The organism is Streptomyces sp. NPDC003697 (assembly GCF_053587115.1).
Window position 1 is genome coordinate 37603 of sequence record NZ_JBSFNN010000034.1, and the last position, 15116, is coordinate 52718.

The 15116-nt window shown below is 74.0% G+C and carries 13 protein-coding genes; 2 read left to right on the forward strand and 11 right to left on the reverse strand.

Annotated elements, in window-relative coordinates; all coding sequences use genetic code 11:
* Positions 1-23: 23 nt before the first annotated feature.
* The 5 genes from ACWDNY_RS16170 to ACWDNY_RS16190 form a co-directional block, all read right to left on the reverse strand.
* On the reverse strand, positions 24-1313 hold the full coding sequence (locus tag ACWDNY_RS16170; protein WP_451646380.1) for an AI-2E family transporter: 1290 nt from the start codon (positions 1311-1313) through the stop codon (positions 24-26).
* Positions 1314-1373: 60 nt separating this feature from the next.
* Positions 1374-1568, reverse strand: a complete 195-nt coding sequence (locus ACWDNY_RS16175; protein WP_451646381.1) for a DUF3046 domain-containing protein — start codon at positions 1566-1568, stop codon at positions 1374-1376.
* 207 nt (positions 1569-1775) lie between these two features.
* Positions 1776-2084, reverse strand: coding sequence for an AzlD domain-containing protein (locus ACWDNY_RS16180; protein ID WP_451646382.1), 309 nt, complete (start codon positions 2082-2084; stop codon positions 1776-1778).
* Entirely contained in the window at positions 2081-2827 is a 747-nt protein-coding gene (locus ACWDNY_RS16185) for an AzlC family ABC transporter permease (protein ID WP_451646383.1), read from the reverse strand. The genes ACWDNY_RS16180 and ACWDNY_RS16185 overlap by 4 nt, the downstream gene beginning before the upstream one ends.
* Positions 2728-3684, reverse strand: coding sequence for an AraC family transcriptional regulator (locus tag ACWDNY_RS16190; RefSeq protein ID WP_451646384.1), 957 nt, complete (start codon positions 3682-3684; stop codon positions 2728-2730). The genes ACWDNY_RS16185 and ACWDNY_RS16190 overlap by 100 nt, the downstream gene beginning before the upstream one ends.
* 207 nt (positions 3685-3891) lie before the next feature.
* On the opposite strand from ACWDNY_RS16190, the gene ACWDNY_RS16195 reads away from it, so the two are divergent.
* On the forward strand, positions 3892-8892 hold the full coding sequence (locus tag ACWDNY_RS16195) for an ATP-dependent helicase (protein ID WP_451646385.1): 5001 nt from the start codon (positions 3892-3894) through the stop codon (positions 8890-8892).
* Between the two features lie 159 nt (positions 8893-9051).
* On the forward strand, positions 9052-9894 hold the full coding sequence (locus ACWDNY_RS16200) for a DNA-formamidopyrimidine glycosylase family protein (RefSeq protein ID WP_451646386.1): 843 nt from the start codon (positions 9052-9054) through the stop codon (positions 9892-9894).
* A gap of 198 nt (positions 9895-10092) precedes the next feature.
* Here ACWDNY_RS16200 and ACWDNY_RS16205 read toward each other — a convergent pair whose 3' ends face one another.
* The 6 genes from ACWDNY_RS16205 to ACWDNY_RS16230 all read right to left on the reverse strand — a co-directional run bounded on the left by ACWDNY_RS16205 (position 10093) and on the right by ACWDNY_RS16230 (position 15033).
* Positions 10093-10449: a hypothetical protein gene (locus tag ACWDNY_RS16205; RefSeq protein WP_451646387.1), complete on the reverse strand. Its 357-nt coding sequence runs from the start codon at positions 10447-10449 to the stop codon at positions 10093-10095.
* A 347-nt stretch (positions 10450-10796) separates the two neighbouring features.
* Positions 10797-11171 carry a helix-turn-helix domain-containing protein gene (locus ACWDNY_RS16210; RefSeq protein WP_451646388.1) on the reverse strand — a complete coding sequence of 125 codons (375 nt, stop codon included), beginning with the start codon at positions 11169-11171 and terminating at the stop codon, positions 10797-10799.
* A gap of 109 nt (positions 11172-11280) precedes the next feature.
* Complete coding sequence (locus ACWDNY_RS16215) at positions 11281-11826, reverse strand: CinA family protein (protein WP_451646389.1); 546 nt, start codon at positions 11824-11826, stop codon at positions 11281-11283.
* On the reverse strand, positions 11823-12638 hold the full coding sequence (gene pgsA, locus ACWDNY_RS16220) for a CDP-diacylglycerol--glycerol-3-phosphate 3-phosphatidyltransferase (RefSeq protein WP_451646390.1): 816 nt from the start codon (positions 12636-12638) through the stop codon (positions 11823-11825). The genes ACWDNY_RS16215 and pgsA overlap by 4 nt, the downstream gene beginning before the upstream one ends.
* Positions 12635-14107 carry a 30S ribosomal protein S12 methylthiotransferase RimO gene (rimO, locus tag ACWDNY_RS16225; protein WP_451646391.1) on the reverse strand — a complete coding sequence of 491 codons (1473 nt, stop codon included), beginning with the start codon at positions 14105-14107 and terminating at the stop codon, positions 12635-12637. The genes pgsA and rimO overlap by 4 nt, the downstream gene beginning before the upstream one ends.
* A gap of 92 nt (positions 14108-14199) precedes the next feature.
* On the reverse strand, positions 14200-15033 hold the full coding sequence (locus ACWDNY_RS16230; protein WP_451646392.1) for a helix-turn-helix domain-containing protein: 834 nt from the start codon (positions 15031-15033) through the stop codon (positions 14200-14202).
* Positions 15034-15116: the final 83 nt, after the last annotated feature.

Consider the following 15116-nt stretch of genomic DNA (forward strand, 5'->3'; position numbering starts at 1 on the left):
GATCCGTCCGCCGGACCGGCCCCTCACCGCCCCTGCCGGACCGGTTCCTCCCCCGGACACGGCCGCGCCTCGGGGCCGCCCTCCCCGCCCGCCGGCCGCGGCCCCCACAGCCCGCGCGCACGGGCGAGCAGGCCCGGGCCCTGCCCCCGTCGCCGGTGCCCTTGGACCCGGGGGTCGTCCGTGACGGCGTACCGCTTCACGTACGCCCCCAGGAAGGCCTGCAGGGTGGCCACCGCGGGGATGGCGACCAGCGCGCCGACGGCGCCGAGGAGTGCGGTGCCCGCGATGACCGATCCGAAGGCGACCGCGGGGTGGATGTCCACGGTCTTCGAGGTCAGCTTGGGCTGCAGCACGTAGTTCTCGAACTGCTGGTAGATCACCACGAAGCCCAGCACCCACACCGCGTACCAAGGGGCGACCGTGAACGCGATCAGCATCGGCAGTGCCCCCGCGAGATAGGTGCCGATGGTGGGGATGAACTGGGAGACCAGCCCCACCCAGACGCCCAGCACGGGCGCGTACGGCACGCCCAGGGTCTGGAGCAGGACGTAGTGGGCGATGCCCGAGATGAGCGCCATCAGACCGCGCGAGTACAGGTAGCCGCCCGTCTTGGCGACGGCGATCTCCCAGGCGCGCAGCACCTCGGCCTGGCGCGCGGGCGGCAGCACGGAGCACAGGGCTCGGCGCAGCCGCGGCCCGTCGGCGGCGAAGTAGAAGGAGAACAGTCCGATCGTCAGCAGCCGGAACAGGCCGCCGAGCACCTGGGTGGACACGTCGAGCACGCCCGCGGCGCTGTTCTGCGCGTACTTGCGCAGCCAGTCGGAGTGGAGCAGCCCCTCCTGGATGTCCACACGTCTGAGTTCCGTGCGGAACGTCGTGTTGACCCAGTGGATGACGGAGTCGAGGTACTCCGGGAAGCCCTCGACCATCTTGATGATCTGGCCGGCGAGCATCGAGCCGAGCAGGGTGACGAATCCCGCCGTGACGACCGTCAGGCCGAGGAAGACCAGGAAGGTCGCCAGGCCCCTGCGCATGCCGCGGGCGGCCATCCGGCTCACCGCGGGCTCGACGGCGAGGGCCAGGAAGAACGCGATGAGTACGTTGATCAGCAGGCCCGTCAGCTGGTGGAAGGCCCAGCTCCCCAGCTGGAAGACGGCGACGAGCGCGAGGGCGAGCACCATGGCGCGCGGCAGCCAGCGCGGCATACGGGCGCGCGGCCCGGCGGCGCCGTCGGCCGGGGACCGGGCGGACGGCGTCGTACCGGACGGGGATGCGTGCTCGGCCGTCTGCCCGGCCTCGTCAGTGGATGCCACGGTGCAAGTCTCGCCCACGCCGCAGGCCGTCCGTACCCGTCCCTCGATGTTCGTGACCGGTCAGCGCCGCTGCGCCGGGACGTTCATGACCTCGCAGACCACGCGCCACACCTCCTTCGCGTCCCAGCCCGCGGCCAGCGCCTCCTGGACCGTGCGCCCGCCGAGCTCCGACATCACGTGGTCGCGCGCGAAGGTTTCGGCGTACCCCGCACCGAAGTGCTCCGCCATCCGCTCCCAGAAGACCGTCAACCGCATGACACCAGTATCCCGCCCGGAGGGATGAACCGGAGCCGTGACCGCCTGCCGGGGCAGCGCCCCCGACCGAGAATCTGATCATGGCCGGAAATCGGCCATCGCCTGAACCACCCGGCACAGCGGGGAGCGGCCGCTCAGGCAGGCCTGCCCGTGCGCGCCGGCTGGGCCGCACCGCCACGGCCGGTCCGCGGGCGCGCGTCCGCCGGTTCACCCGCCCAGCGCGCGCACCCCGGCCGTCACCACGACGGCGGCCGCGACGACGAGCAGGAACGGCGCCCGCAGCACCAGCGCCATGGCGGCCGCCCCGAGTCCCGCGGCCCGCGCGTCCAGCACGAGCGTGTGTCCGTCGGCGAAGGTCTGCTGGGCGGTGAGCGCGGCCAGCAGGGCGACCGGCAGCAGCGCGGCGAGCCGCTTCACCAGCGGGCGCTCCAGAGCGTCAGCCGGGACGAGCAGGCCGGCGAGCTTGACGGCGTAGCAGCCGAGGGCGGTCGCGGCGACCGCGATCCAGGTGTTCAACGCTCCTCCTCCCGGGCGTCGTCGCGCACACCGCCCCCGCGGCGGCCCTCCAGGTACAGCACGGCCGGCGCCGCGAGCCCGGCCACCAGGACCGGCACACCGGCCGGGGCGAGGGGCAGCAGGCCGAGTCCCAGCAGGACGGCGAGGCCGGCGACGGCCCGCTCGGTGGCGGTCCGCAGCATCGGCGCGAGCAGCGCCAGGAACACGGCGGGTCCGGCCGCGTCGAGCCCCCAGGCGTCGGTGTCCCCGATGGCCTTGGCGCCCAGTGCGCCGAGCAGGGTGGTGAGGTTCCACAGCAGGTACAGGCTGAGCCCGGTGACGGTGAAGCCCAGGCGCGCGCTGCGCCGGGTGGGCTGGGCGAGCGAGACCGCGGTGGTCTCGTCGATGACCCACTGCGCGGCGAACGGGCGGACCCGGCGCGGCAGGGCCAGCACCTGCGACAGACGCAGTCCGTAGAAGGCGTTGCGCACCCCGAGGAAGAAGGCGCCCGCCGCCGCCGTGAAGGGACTGCCGCCTGCTGCCAGCGCCCCCACCAGCGCGAACTGGGACGCGCCGGTGAACACCAGCAGGCTCAGCACACACGTCTGCGTCAGCGTGAGCCCGCTGCCGGCCGAGGTCACGCCGAACGCGAACCCCGACAGTCCTACGGCGACCCCGACTCCGAGGGCGTCCCGTACGACGGCGGCGTCCGGTTTTCCTCCGGGCTCGGTGCGTATGTCTGCGAGTGCTGTCTGTTCTGCCACACCGTGGACGGTAGGACGAGCCGCGATCGTGCGTCTTGTACGTTCTTGCGCTCGCGCCGGTACGCGCCGGGGGGCACGCCCACGATCCGGGAGAAGTGCCGGCTGAGGTGCGACTGGTCGGCGAAGCCCACGGCGACGGCCGCATCCGCGGGGGCGGCGCCGGCGTCCAGCAACCGCAGGGCCCGGCGCACCCGGGCGTCGGTCAGCCAGGTGTGCGGCGGCATTCCGTAGACGTCGCGGAACGCCCGCAGCAGCGCGAACGGGCTGGTGCCGAGGTCGGCCGCCAGCCGCTCCAGCGTCGGCGGGTCGGCCATCCGCTCCTCCAGCACGGCACGGGCGCGGGCCGCGGTCCGGGAACCCGCCGTGCGCACCTGCCGCTGCGGCAGCGGCCCTCCGTTCAGCCGCAGCAGCCGGGTCACCGCGACCCGCAGCAAGGTGTCGGCGGCCAGGGCGTTGCCCTCCTCCGCGGCCCGCAGCACCCGGTGGACCAGCCCCACGGCGTAGGGGTCGTCGAGGACGGGTTCGACGAAGCCGGGGGTGCCGCGCAGCGCCGTGGTCTCGGCGGCGATCTCGGCCACCAGTTCCGGCGACGGGTAGACGGCTCCGTAGCGCCAGCCCTCGGGCACGCCCGCGCGTCCCGTGTGGGGTGTGTCGGGGTTCACGAGCGCCAGTGCCCCCGAACCGGCGTACTGGTCGGACCCGCGGTGCTGGAAGACCTCGACGCCGTCGGCGATGGCGGCGATCACGAAGTGCTCGTGCGTGTGCCGGACGAACTCCTTGCGTATGTAGCGGGCGCGCAGGAGGTCGACACCCGGCAGCTCCGCGTACCGCCAATGCCGTGCCCGCTCCTCACCCATACCCCCATTTTCCGTCATCCGGGAGGCGCCCAGTGCTTCCGGCCCCCGCCGACGGGGCCGGTGGACGCACCGCGGCGGCACCGGCGCACACCCGCCCCCACCGCCACGCCGACCGGCCCTCGCGCGGGCTCGGCGCCCCGACCGCCTGATGCGATACAGAAACCGCAGGTCAGCCACATTGTCAGTCCGCAGGTGCACGATAGAGGCATGGTCAGTTCCGGACATCGGGCCCTCGACGGCTTCTCCCCCGCGACCCGCAGCTGGTTCACGGGTGCCTTCTCCGCGCCCACCGCCGCCCAGGCGGGCGCGTGGCAGGCCATCAACGAGGGCTCGGACGTGCTGGTGGTCGCCCCGACCGGCTCGGGCAAGACCCTGGCCGCCTTTCTTGCCGCCCTCGACCAGCTCGCCTCCACCCCACCCCCCGCCGATCCGAAGAAGCGCTGCCGCGTCCTCTACGTCTCCCCGCTCAAGGCCCTCGCCGTCGACGTCGAGCGCAACCTCCGCAGTCCCCTGACCGGCATCCGCCACGAATCGCTCCGGCTCGGCCTGCCCGAGCCGGAGGTCAAGGTCGGCATCCGCTCGGGCGACACCCCGCCCGCCGAGCGCCGCGCCCTGTCCACCCGCCCGCCGGACATCCTCATCACCACCCCCGAGTCGCTGTTCCTGATGCTCACCTCGGCCACGCGTGACGCGCTGACCGGCATCGAGACGGTGATCCTCGACGAGGTGCACGCGGTCGCCGGCACCAAGCGCGGCGCCCACCTCGCGCTCTCCCTGGAGCGGCTGGACGAGCTGCTGCCGAAGCCGGCCCGCCGCATAGGCCTGTCCGCGACCGTCCGCCCGGTCGACGAGATCGCGCGCTACCTGTCGCCGCGCCGCAAGGTGGAGATCGTCCAGCCGGAGTCCGGCAAGGAGTTCGACCTCTCCGTCGTGGTTCCCGTGGAGGACCTGGGCGAACTCGGCGGCTCCCCGGTCGCCGACGGCAAAGACGGCGCCGAGCGGCCGTCGATCTGGCCGCACGTCGAGGAGCGCATCACCGACCTGGTCCAGGCGCACCGCTCGACGATCGTGTTCGCCAACTCCCGGCGCCTGGCCGAGCGCCTGTGCAACCGGCTCAACGAGATCGCCTACGAGCGTGCCACCGGCGAGTCCCTGGACGAGCACCACTCCCCCGCCGAGCTGATGGGCGGCTCCGGCGCGGCGCACGGCGCGCCCGCCGTCATCGCCCGCGCCCACCACGGCTCGGTCTCCAAGGAGCAGCGTGCCCTGGTCGAGGAGGACCTCAAGGCGGGACGTCTGCCCGCCGTGGTCGCCACCTCCAGCCTGGAGCTCGGCATCGACATGGGCGCCGTCGACCTGGTCGTGCAGGTCGAGTCCCCGCCGTCCGTGGCCTCCGGTCTCCAGCGCGTCGGCCGCGCCGGACACCAGGTCGGTGCCGTCTCCACCGGCGTGGTCTTCCCGAAGTACCGCGGCGACCTCGTGCAGGCCGCCGTCGTCACCGAGCGGATGCGCACGGGCGCCATCGAGTCCCTGAAGGTCCCCGCGAACCCGCTGGACGTCCTCGCCCAGCAGCTCGTCGCGATGACGGCGATGGACACCTGGCAGGTCGACGACCTGCTCGCCATGGTCCGCCGGGCCGCCCCGTTCGCCTCCCTGCCGGAGTCGGCGTTCACCGCGGTGCTGGACATGCTCGCCGGCCGCTACCCCTCCGACGCGTTCGCGGAGCTGCGTCCGCGCGTGGTGTGGGACCGCGTCACCGGGACGGTCACCGGCCGCCCGGGCGCGCAGCGCCTCGCTGTCACCTCCGGGGGCACGATCCCCGACCGGGGACTGTTCGGCGTCTTCCTCGTCGGTTCCGACCCCAAGAAGGGCGGCGGCCGCGTCGGCGAGCTGGACGAGGAGATGGTCTACGAGTCCCGCGTCGGCGACGTCTTCACGCTGGGCACGAGCTCCTGGCGCATCGAGGACATCACCCGCGACCGGGTCCTCGTCTCACCCGCGCCGGGCGTTCCGGGCCGGCTGCCCTTCTGGAAGGGCGACCAGCTGGGCCGCCCGCTGGAGCTGGGCCGCGCGGTCGGCGCGTTCCTGCGCGAGGTCGGCTCCCTGCCCCGGGACGACGCCCGCCTGCGTCTCCTGGCCGCGGGGCTCGACGCGTGGGCCGCCGGAAACGTCCTGTCCTACCTGGACGAGCAGCGCCAGTCCTGTGGCCACGTCCCGGACGACCGCACCATCGTCGTGGAGCGCTTCCGCGACGAGCTGGGCGACTGGCGGGTCGTGGTGCACTCCCCGTTCGGCGCGCAGGTGCACGCACCGTGGGCGTTGGCCCTCGCCGCCCGACTGTCCGAGCGGTACGGCATGGACGCGCAGGTCATGCACGCCGACGACGGGATCGTGCTGCGGCTGCCGGACGCGGACCTGATGGGTCTGGACCTGCTGGACCAGGAGCCGCTGACGGCGGACGCAGCCCTGCACACGTCGGCCGACCTCGACCAGGCTCCCGTCGGCGCGGCCGACGTCGCCTTCGACAAGGGGGAGGTCGAGCAGCTCGTCACCGACCAGGTGGGCGGCTCGGCCCTGTTCGCGTCCCGCTTCCGCGAGTGCGCCGCCCGCGCCCTGCTGCTGCCGCGCCGCACCCCGGGCAAGCGCACCCCGCTGTGGCAGCAGCGCCAGCGCGCCGCGCAGCTGCTGCAGGTGGCGAGCGAGTTCGGTTCGTTCCCGATCGTCCTGGAGGCGGTCCGCGAGTGCCTCCAGGACGTCTTCGACGTGCCCGGTCTGGTCGAGCTGATGGGGGACATCGAGTCCCGCAGGGTGCGCTTGGTGGAGGTCACCACGCCGGAGCCGTCCCCCTTCGCCCGCTCCCTGCTCTTCGGGTACGTCGCCCAGTTCCTCTACGAGGGAGACTCCCCGCTCGCCGAGCGCCGCGCCGCGGCGCTGTCCCTGGACTCGCGGCTGCTGGCCGAGCTGCTGGGCCAGGCGGAACTGCGCGAGCTGCTGGACGCGGAGGTGCTGGCCGAGCTGGAGCAGGAGCTTCAGTGGCTGACCGAGGACCGCCGCATCAAGGACGTCGAGGGGGTGGCGGACGTCCTGCGGGTGCTCGGTCCGCTCACGGACGCCGAACTGGCCGAGCGCGGTGCCGAACCGCAGTGGGCGGGGGAACTGGCCGCCGCCCGCCGGGCCATCCGGGTCCGCATCGCCGGAGTCGACCACTGGGCCGCGATCGAGGACGCGGGCCGGTTGCGCGACGCGCTCGGCACGGCACTGCCGGTGGGCGTTCCGGAGGCGTTCACCGAACCGGTCAAGGATCCGCTCGGTGACCTGCTCGCCCGCTACGCGCGGACGCACGGCCCGTTCACGTCGGCCGGAGCGGCGGCCCGCTTCGGCCTCGGCGTGGCGGTCACGGTGGGCGCGCTGCAGCGGCTCGCCGGCAACGGCCGGATCGTGCAGGGCGAGTTCCACCCGGCGGGCGTCGGCCAGGAGTGGTGCGACGCGGCCGTGCTGCGCCGCCTGCGCCGCCGTTCGCTGGCGGCGCTGCGGCACGAGATGGAGCCGGTCCCGCCGGCCGCCCTGGCCCAGTTCCTGCCGCAGTGGCAGCACGTCGGCAGGGGCCACGGGCTGCGCGGCATCGACGGACTGGTGCGAGCCGTGGAGCAGTTGCAGGGCGCGTCCGTGCCCGCGTCGGCGCTGGAGAAGCTGGTCCTGCCGGCCCGCGTCGCCGGCTACCAACCCGCCATGCTCGACGAACTCACCGCCGCCGGCGAGGTGGTGTGGGCCGGCGCGGGCCCGCTGCCCGGGAAGGACGGCTGGGTCTCGCTGTACCTGGCGGACGCGGCCCCGCTGCTCCTGCGGCCGCCCCTTCCGCTGGAGCCGACCCCACTGCACCAGTCGGTCCTCGACACCCTCTCCGGCGGGTACGGCCTGTTCTTCCGTCAGATCGCCGACCAGGTCCGCGCCACCACGCACCCGGAGGTGACCGATCCGCAACTGGCCGACGTCTTGTGGGACCTGGCCTGGTCCGGACGGCTCACCAACGACACGCTCGCCCCGATGCGGTCCCTCCTCGGCTCGGGCCGCACCGCGGGGTCGACGGCGCACCGTGCCAGGCGCGCCGTCCCGCGCGGGCGCTACGGCTCGCTGACGGCCGCGGTCCGCACGGCGTCCCGCAGCGGCCCGCCGACCGTCGCCGGCCGCTGGTCGCTGCTGCCCGGACTGGAGGCCGACCCGACGGTGCGGGCCCACGCCCTGGCCCGCACGCTCCTTGACCGGCACGGCGTGGTGACCCGGGGCGCGGTGTCCGCGGAGGGCGTCGAGGGCGGCTTCTCGGCCGTGTACCGGGTGCTGTCCGCCTTCGAGGAAAGCGGACAGGCACGGCGCGGCTACATCGTCGAGGGACTGGGCGCCGCCCAGTTCGCGATGGACGGCGCGGTCGACCGCCTGCGCGCCATCGCCAACGCCCGCGAGCGGGGCGAGACTCTGCCGGCCCGGGACCCGGGAAGCGGTTCCGGCAACGGTTTCGGCCCGCCCGGCGACTTCGCCCCGACCAGCGGCTCCGACGGCTACGACGGCTTCTCGCCGGTGCCCGGCTTCGGGGAGACCGGCGGTGCCCCGGGCGACCACCCTGTCGGCCGGACGGACCCGTGGGGCGACGCGGAACCCGCCGGCGACTGGCCGCTCCACCTCCCCGCCTCCCCCGGCGACTACGTCTCGCCCCGCGACTTCGGCGCGCCCGGCGCCGGCGGTCCCCGAGGCGGCGGGTACGGCGCGGGCGGCCGCGGTGCCGCGGACCGCGGCCCCCGCTCCCGCACGTCCTCGTCCGCCGACTCCCGGGCGGTCGTCCTCGCGGCGGCGGACCCCGCGAACGCCTACGGCGCTGCCCTGTCCTGGCCCGAGCCGCCCACGGGCGCCGGGCACAAGCCGGGGCGCAAGGCGGGCTCCCTGGTGGTGCTGGTCGAGGGCGAGTTGACGCTCTACGTGGAGCGCGGTGGCAAGACGGTGCTGGCCTGGCCGACCGAGCCGGACGGCCCGGCCGACCACGACCCACGCCTGCAGATGGCGGTCGAGGCGCTCGCGGCGGCCGCGCGCGCGGGCTCCCTCGGCACGATCACGGTGGAACGCGTCAACGGCGCCGCCGCGCTGACGTCTCCCATCGGCGCGCTGCTGGAGCAGGCGGGTTTCGTGGCGACGCCCCGCGGACTGCGGCTGCGGGCGTGAGCCGGGACCGGCCGGCGGGCGCCGCGGGGACGGCCGACGGCCACGGACCAGGACGATCACCGGCCGATGGGTCTCCCCGCGGCCTGTGGACGACGCCGCCCGGCGGCGCGGTCCGGGAGCGGTCCGCGGAAAGTCACCCGCCCGTGTCACCCTTGAGCCATGCCTGAAGGTGACACGGTCTGGCAGGCCACGCGACGGCTGCACGACGCCCTCGCGGGCAAGGTGCTGACCCGCAGCGACTTCCGGGTCCCCCAGTACGCCACGGTCGACCTGTCCGGCCGGACGGTCCTCAACGTCATCCCGCGCGGCAAACACCTGCTCACCCGCATCGAGGGCGGTGTGACCCTGCACACGCACCTGCTGATGGACGGCGCCTGGAAGGTGTTCGGCAGCGGTGAGCGCTGGAGGGGCGGCCCGGCCCACCAGATCCGGATCGTCCTCGACACGGCCGACCGCACGGCCGTCGGCTACCGCCTGCAGGTGCTGGAGCTGCTGCGCACCGGTGAGGAGTCCCGCGCCGTCGGTCACCTCGGCCCCGACCTGCTCGGCCCGGACTGGAGCCCCGAGCTGGCGCTGGCCAACCTCCGGACGGACCCCGCCCGCCCCCTCGGCGAGGCCCTGCTGGACCAGCGCAATCTGGCCGGGATCGGGAACATCTACAAGAGCGAGCTCTGCTTCCTGCTCGGGGTCACCCCGTGGCTTCCCGTCGGTGCGGTGCCCGCCGGCCGGACCGCGAAGCTGCCCGGCCTCGCCCAGAAGGTCCTGGAGGCCAACCGCGACCGCCCGGTCCGCAACACCACCGGCCTGCGCCGGCCCGACCTGTTCGTCTACGGCCGCGCCGCCCGCCCGTGCCTGCGCTGCCACACGCCCGTCCGCGTCGCCGACCAGGGCGACGGCTCCCAGGAGCGCCCCACGTACTGGTGCCCCACCTGCCAGGCGGGCCCCGCTCCGGCAGCGGGTTCCCCGCAGCGGTGGCGGGAGCGTTACCGGTCCACCACGTAGCGGGCCGCGACGGGCGCCCATCGCGCGCACCAGTGGACCGCTGCGACGGGCGCTCGCCTTCCGCGGGCCTCCCGGGCCCGCCGCGACGGACACCGGCCGTCCACGCACCTCCCGAGCCACGACGGGCGCTCGCCTTCCGCGGGCGTCCACCACAGGCCCGCTGTCCCCACCGCCCCGTCGCTCACGCCGACCCGGCGTTCACAACGGCCCGGCCTGCCCGTCGCCGTCCCCGGACGCCGCCGCCTCGCCCGCCCCGGACCGCGGCCCACCGGGGTCCGCGGATTCCCACGGCCGCTTCCCGCCACCGAGGCGGCCGACCCGTGGACCGGCCGCGGCCGGCACCCGGCCCCGGACCGCACGCCCCCGGCGTCCCGCCTTCAGGAGGGACTCCGGAGCCGCCGCGCAGTGCACGGGCAGCAGGCTCAGCCCCCACCCTCCGGCGGCGACCGCCCCCTCCACCACCCCCGCGTCGTCGGTCAGCGCGAGCCGCAGGACGGCCCACCACCACACGGCTCCCACTCCCAGGAGGAGTCCCCAGCGCACCGGCCCCGCCATCGCACCCACCTCCAGCCCGACGCTAGAACGCCGCCCGGACGCGCAGGAGGGCGCACCGGGGCACGGGGAGGCGCCACCGGCACCGTTCGGCGCCGGTCACCCGAGGACAGCCCGCCTTCCACCTTGACCGCACGGGCCCCCACCGGCAAACGGGTCCGGAATCGACGGCGCACCCCCTGTTCGCCGACCCCGTCCGTGACGGGGCGGCGCCGCGGGCGCGGACCGAAGTGCAAGGCTCCGGACGCATGCGAAAGGCCCCGGCCGCCCTCCTCCGGATGATCTCCGGAGAAGCCCCGGCCGGGGCCTTACGACGTTTTCGTGGGCTCACGCACGCGAGTGCGCGAAGATCACGCGGCGACCACGTCCACCGCTTCGGCGGGCGCCTTGATGGTCACCCGTTCCGGTGGCACGCCGGTCACCGACACGGAACCCAGCATCGGACGAACCGGTGCGGGGACGCGCTCGGTGGCAGCAGCAGACTGGGCCAGCTCCGCGAGGGCGAGCTCGTCGCTCACTTCCCGCATGAGCTCGGACATCCGTACGTCCAGCGCGTCGCAGATGGCGGCGAGCAGCTCGGAGGAAGCCTCCTTCTGCCCCCGCTCCACCTCGGAGAGATAGCCGAGCGAGACTCGGGCGGACGAGGAGACTTCGCGCAGAGTACGGCCCTGGCGTTGGCGCTGCCGACGCAGCACGTCACCCAGCAGGCGACGGAGCAGAATCATCGGTGGCTCCCTCCTCGGACCGCGTAGCCGCATCCTTCACGCCCCACCGTACCGCCTCGCGCCGCGGCCGTGCGGGGAGCGATGTCGTGTTCACTCAGGGCTGCAAACATCAAAACCCCCCGTTCCGTTCCGTATCCTGTGCCCACTCATTCCCGGTCTGTTCGCCCGCGATCTGCTCGATGAGCAGCGCGAGCACGCTCTGTACAGTCTCCATACGAATTTCCGCCCGCTCGCCGTTCAACCGCAGCGAGGCCGTTTTCCCGCCGTGAGCGGCGCCGAAGCCCGCCGTGCGGGGCCCGTCCACGGCCACGAAAACCGTCCCGACGGGCTGTCCGTCCTGGGGGTCGGGGCCGGCGACGCCCGTGGTCGCGATGCCCCAGTCGGTTCCCAGCGCCCGCCGCACTCCGGCGGCCATCTGGGCCGCCACCTGCGGGTGCACCGCTCCGTGCTCCGCCAGCAGCGTGGCGTCGACGCCCAGCAGCAGGTGCTTGAGCTCCGTCGCGTAGGCGGTGACCGACCCGCGGAAGACCTTCGAGGCCCCCGGGACGGACGTGATCTCCGCCGCGACCAGGCCGCCGGTCAGCGACTCGGCGACGGCGACGGTCTCGCCCCTTCCCGCGAGCAGCCTCACGACGTCGGCGGCCGGCGCATTCACGCTTCCGTCTCCTCCAACGCTGCCCGGCGCTCGGCGATTCCCCGCCGGCGCAGCACGACGGCCTGTCTGACATAGTCCAGCCCCGTCACCACGGTCAGGACGACCGCCGCCGCCATCACCCAGAACCGCAGCGTGGCCAGCCAGCCCGTCAGCGCCAGCACGTACATCCCGACGGCCACGCCCTGGGTGAGCGTCTTGAGCTTGCCGCCGCGGCTGGCGGGGATGACGCCGTAGCGGATGACGAGGAAGCGCAGCAGCGTGATCCCGAGTTCCCGGCCGAGGATCACCGCGGTCACCCACCAGGGCAGGTCACCCAGGCCGGAGAGGCAGATCAGCGCCGCTCCCATGATCGCCTTGTCGGCGATGGGATCGGCGATCTTACCGAAGTCGGTGACCAGGTCGTACGTCCGCGCCAGATGGCCGTCGAACAGGTCGGTGATCATGGCGATGGCGAAGGCCGCCCAGGCCAGCGAGCGCCACGCCGGGTCGTAGCCGCCGTCGGCCAGCATCAGCATCACGAAGCCCGGCACGAGGAGCAGCCGGAGCATCGTCAGCAGATTGGCGACGTTCCACACACTGGCCTGGTTGACCGCCGCGGCCGCGATCTTCCCGCCGCGCGGCGGCCTGGCCCCGCCCGGCCCGTCGGACACGGCACCGACGCCCCCCGGCACCGCGGCGCCTGCGCCACCGGACACCGCGCCGGCGGCGCGACCGGAGGTCCCACCCGCGTCCGCACGGCTCGAAGCCGCCCCCGCGGGCGCCCCCCGCGCGCCGGAGGAGCCGCCCGCCGCGGACGCCGGGACTCCGGTCATCTGCCCGCCTCCTCGCTCCACGCGGACGCGCCCGGCAGCGGCTCCGCCACCAGGTCGACCCCTTCGGTACCGACCACCTTGGCCTCGACGATACGGCCCACGCCGAGCCCCTCGCCGCTCGTGAGCAGCACCTGGCCGTCCGTCTCCGGGGCCTGGTGCGCCGCACGGCCGTGGACGCCCTCCTCGTCGTCGACCGACTCGACGAGGACACGCACGGTCTCGCCGACGCGCTCCTCGGCCCGCTGCGAGACGAGTTCCTCGGCCAGCCGGGAGACCCGCGCCAGACGCTCCGCCACTACGTCCTCGTCGAGCTTGCCGTCGTAGGTCGCCGCCTCGGTGCCCTCCTCGTCGGAGTAGCCGAAGACGCCGATGGCGTCCAGCCGCGCGCCGTTCAGGAAGCGCTCCAGCTCGGCCAGGTCGGCCTCGCTCTCGCCGGGGAAGCCGACGATGAAGTTGGAGCGGACGCCCGCCTGGGGCGCCTTGGCGCGGATGGTGTCCAGCAGTTCGAGAAAGCGGTCGGTGTCGCCGAACCGGCGCATGGCGCGCAGCACGCCGGGTGCGGAGTGCTGGAAGGACAGGTCGAAGTAGGGCGCGACCTTGGGGGTGGAGGTCAGCACGTCGATCAGGCCCGGCCGCATCTCGGCCGGCTGGAGATAGCTGACGCGGACCCGCTCGATGCCGTCGATGCCGGCGAGCTCGGGCAGCAGGGACTCCAGCAGGCGGATGTCGCCCAGGTCCTTGCCGTAGGAGGTGTTGTTCTCGGAGACCAGCATGATCTCCTTCACGCCCTGCTCGGCCAGCCACCGCGTCTCGTTCAGCACGTCGCTCGGACGGCGGGAGATGAAGGAGCCGCGGAAAGACGGGATGGCGCAGAACGAGCAGCGCCGGTCGCAGCCGGAAGCCAGCTTGACCGAGGCGACCGGGGAACCGTCCAGGCGGCGGCGCAGGGGTGCGCGCGGGCCCGACCGGGGGGCCACGCCCTCGGGGAGGTCCGCCGGGGCGCCGTGTCCGGGCAGGGCCACCTCGGTGGCGGCCTGCCGCTCGGCCGGGCTGATCGGCAGCAGCCTGCGCCGGTCACGCGGCGTGTGCGCGGCGTGGATGCCGCCGCTGAGGATCGTCTGCAGGCGGTCGGAGATGTCCGCGTAGTCGTCGAAACCGAGCACGCCGTCGGCCTCGGGGAGGGCCTCGGCCAGTTCCTTGCCGTACCGCTCGGCCATGCAGCCGACGGCGACGACGGCCTGTGTTCTGCCGTGCCCCTTGAGGTCGTTCGCCTCCAGCAGGGCGTCGACGGAGTCCTTCTTGGCGGCTTCCACGAAGCCGCAGGTGTTGACGACGGCGACGTCCGCGTCCGCGGCGTCCTCCACGAGGTGCCAGCCGTCCGCCTCCAAACGGCCTGCGAGCTCCTCCGAGTCCACCTCGTTACGGGCGCAGCCAAGAGTGACCAGTGCGACGGTACGGCGTTCAGGCATGGGCTCAAGACTACTTTGTCCCGGCGACGGCCCACGCCGACGGGGTTGGCCGAACACGGCCAACCCCGTCGCTGCGTGCCTGTTGGGAGCGGTTACCCCACCTGCGGGTCGCCCTTGGTGTACGTGAGGCGTTCCACGGAGCCGGGCTGGAACTGGTCCTCGATCTTCTTGCCGTTGACGTACAGCTGGATCGCGCCGGCGTCGCCGAGGATCAGGTTGACCTTGTCGCTGTCCTGGAAGGTCTTGGACTCGCCCTTCTTCAGCAGCCCGTCGAACAGCACCCGGCCGTTGTGGTCCTTGGCCGAGATCCAGCTCTGTCCGTTGGGCGCGCTGACCTGGACGGTCACCTTGTCCTGCGGAGCGGCGGCGATGGCGCTGTCGGACGGTTCGGGCTTCTGGTCGGTGGGCTTGCTGCTGCCGGGCGTCGGCGCGGCCGGCTTGCTGGTCGTGGGCGCGGCGTCCTCGGCGATCTGTGTCCGGCCGTCGTCGCCGCCCTTGAAGGCCGTGAAGCCGACGAAGCCGACCACGGCGACGATCGCGGCGACCATGGCCGCGGTCCAGTTGGGCCCGCGCCGTTCGGGGCGGATGCGTTCCGCCTCGAACATCGGGGCGGCGGGAGTGGGGGCGGGGCGCCCGCCGTGCTCGGCGTCGTACTGCTCGAGCAGCGGGGCCGGATCGATGTGGACGGCTCGCGCCAGGGTCCGGATGTGCCCGCGGGCGTACACGTCCCCGCCGCAGGGGGCGAAGTCGTCGGCCTCGATGGCGTGCACGATGGCGATGCGGACCCGAGTGGCACTGCTGACGTCGTCGACGGTCAGCCCGGCGGCGAGGCGCGCCTGCCGCAGGGCGCGGCCGATGGAGGGGCGGGCTTCCTGGGGAACGTCTTCGAACGGACGCTCGTCTTCAGGGGAGTTGCCGATGGACACGGGGGCGCCTTTCGAGCGTGTAGCCGCCTGTGCAGGACGTTCAGTCTAGGGGGGTGGCAGAGGGTGGAGCGACCCGGCGGTAC

Coding starts and splice junctions, on each gene's coding strand:
- ACWDNY_RS16175 (WP_451646381.1), bottom strand. CDS start 1,568: ATGCGGTTGACGGTCTTCTGGGAGCGGATGGCGGAGCACTTCGGTGCG.
- ACWDNY_RS16190 (WP_451646384.1), bottom strand. CDS start 3,684: ATGGGTGAGGAGCGGGCACGGCATTGGCGGTACGCGGAGCTGCCGGGT.
- ACWDNY_RS16195 (WP_451646385.1), top strand. CDS start 3,892: ATGGTCAGTTCCGGACATCGGGCCCTCGACGGCTTCTCCCCCGCGACC.
- ACWDNY_RS16200 (WP_451646386.1), top strand. CDS start 9,052: ATGCCTGAAGGTGACACGGTCTGGCAGGCCACGCGACGGCTGCACGAC.
- ACWDNY_RS16205 (WP_451646387.1), bottom strand. CDS start 10,449: ATGGCGGGGCCGGTGCGCTGGGGACTCCTCCTGGGAGTGGGAGCCGTG.
- ACWDNY_RS16210 (WP_451646388.1), bottom strand. CDS start 11,171: ATGATTCTGCTCCGTCGCCTGCTGGGTGACGTGCTGCGTCGGCAGCGC.
- pgsA (WP_451646390.1), bottom strand. CDS start 12,638: ATGACCGGAGTCCCGGCGTCCGCGGCGGGCGGCTCCTCCGGCGCGCGG.
- rimO (WP_451646391.1), bottom strand. CDS start 14,107: ATGCCTGAACGCCGTACCGTCGCACTGGTCACTCTTGGCTGCGCCCGT.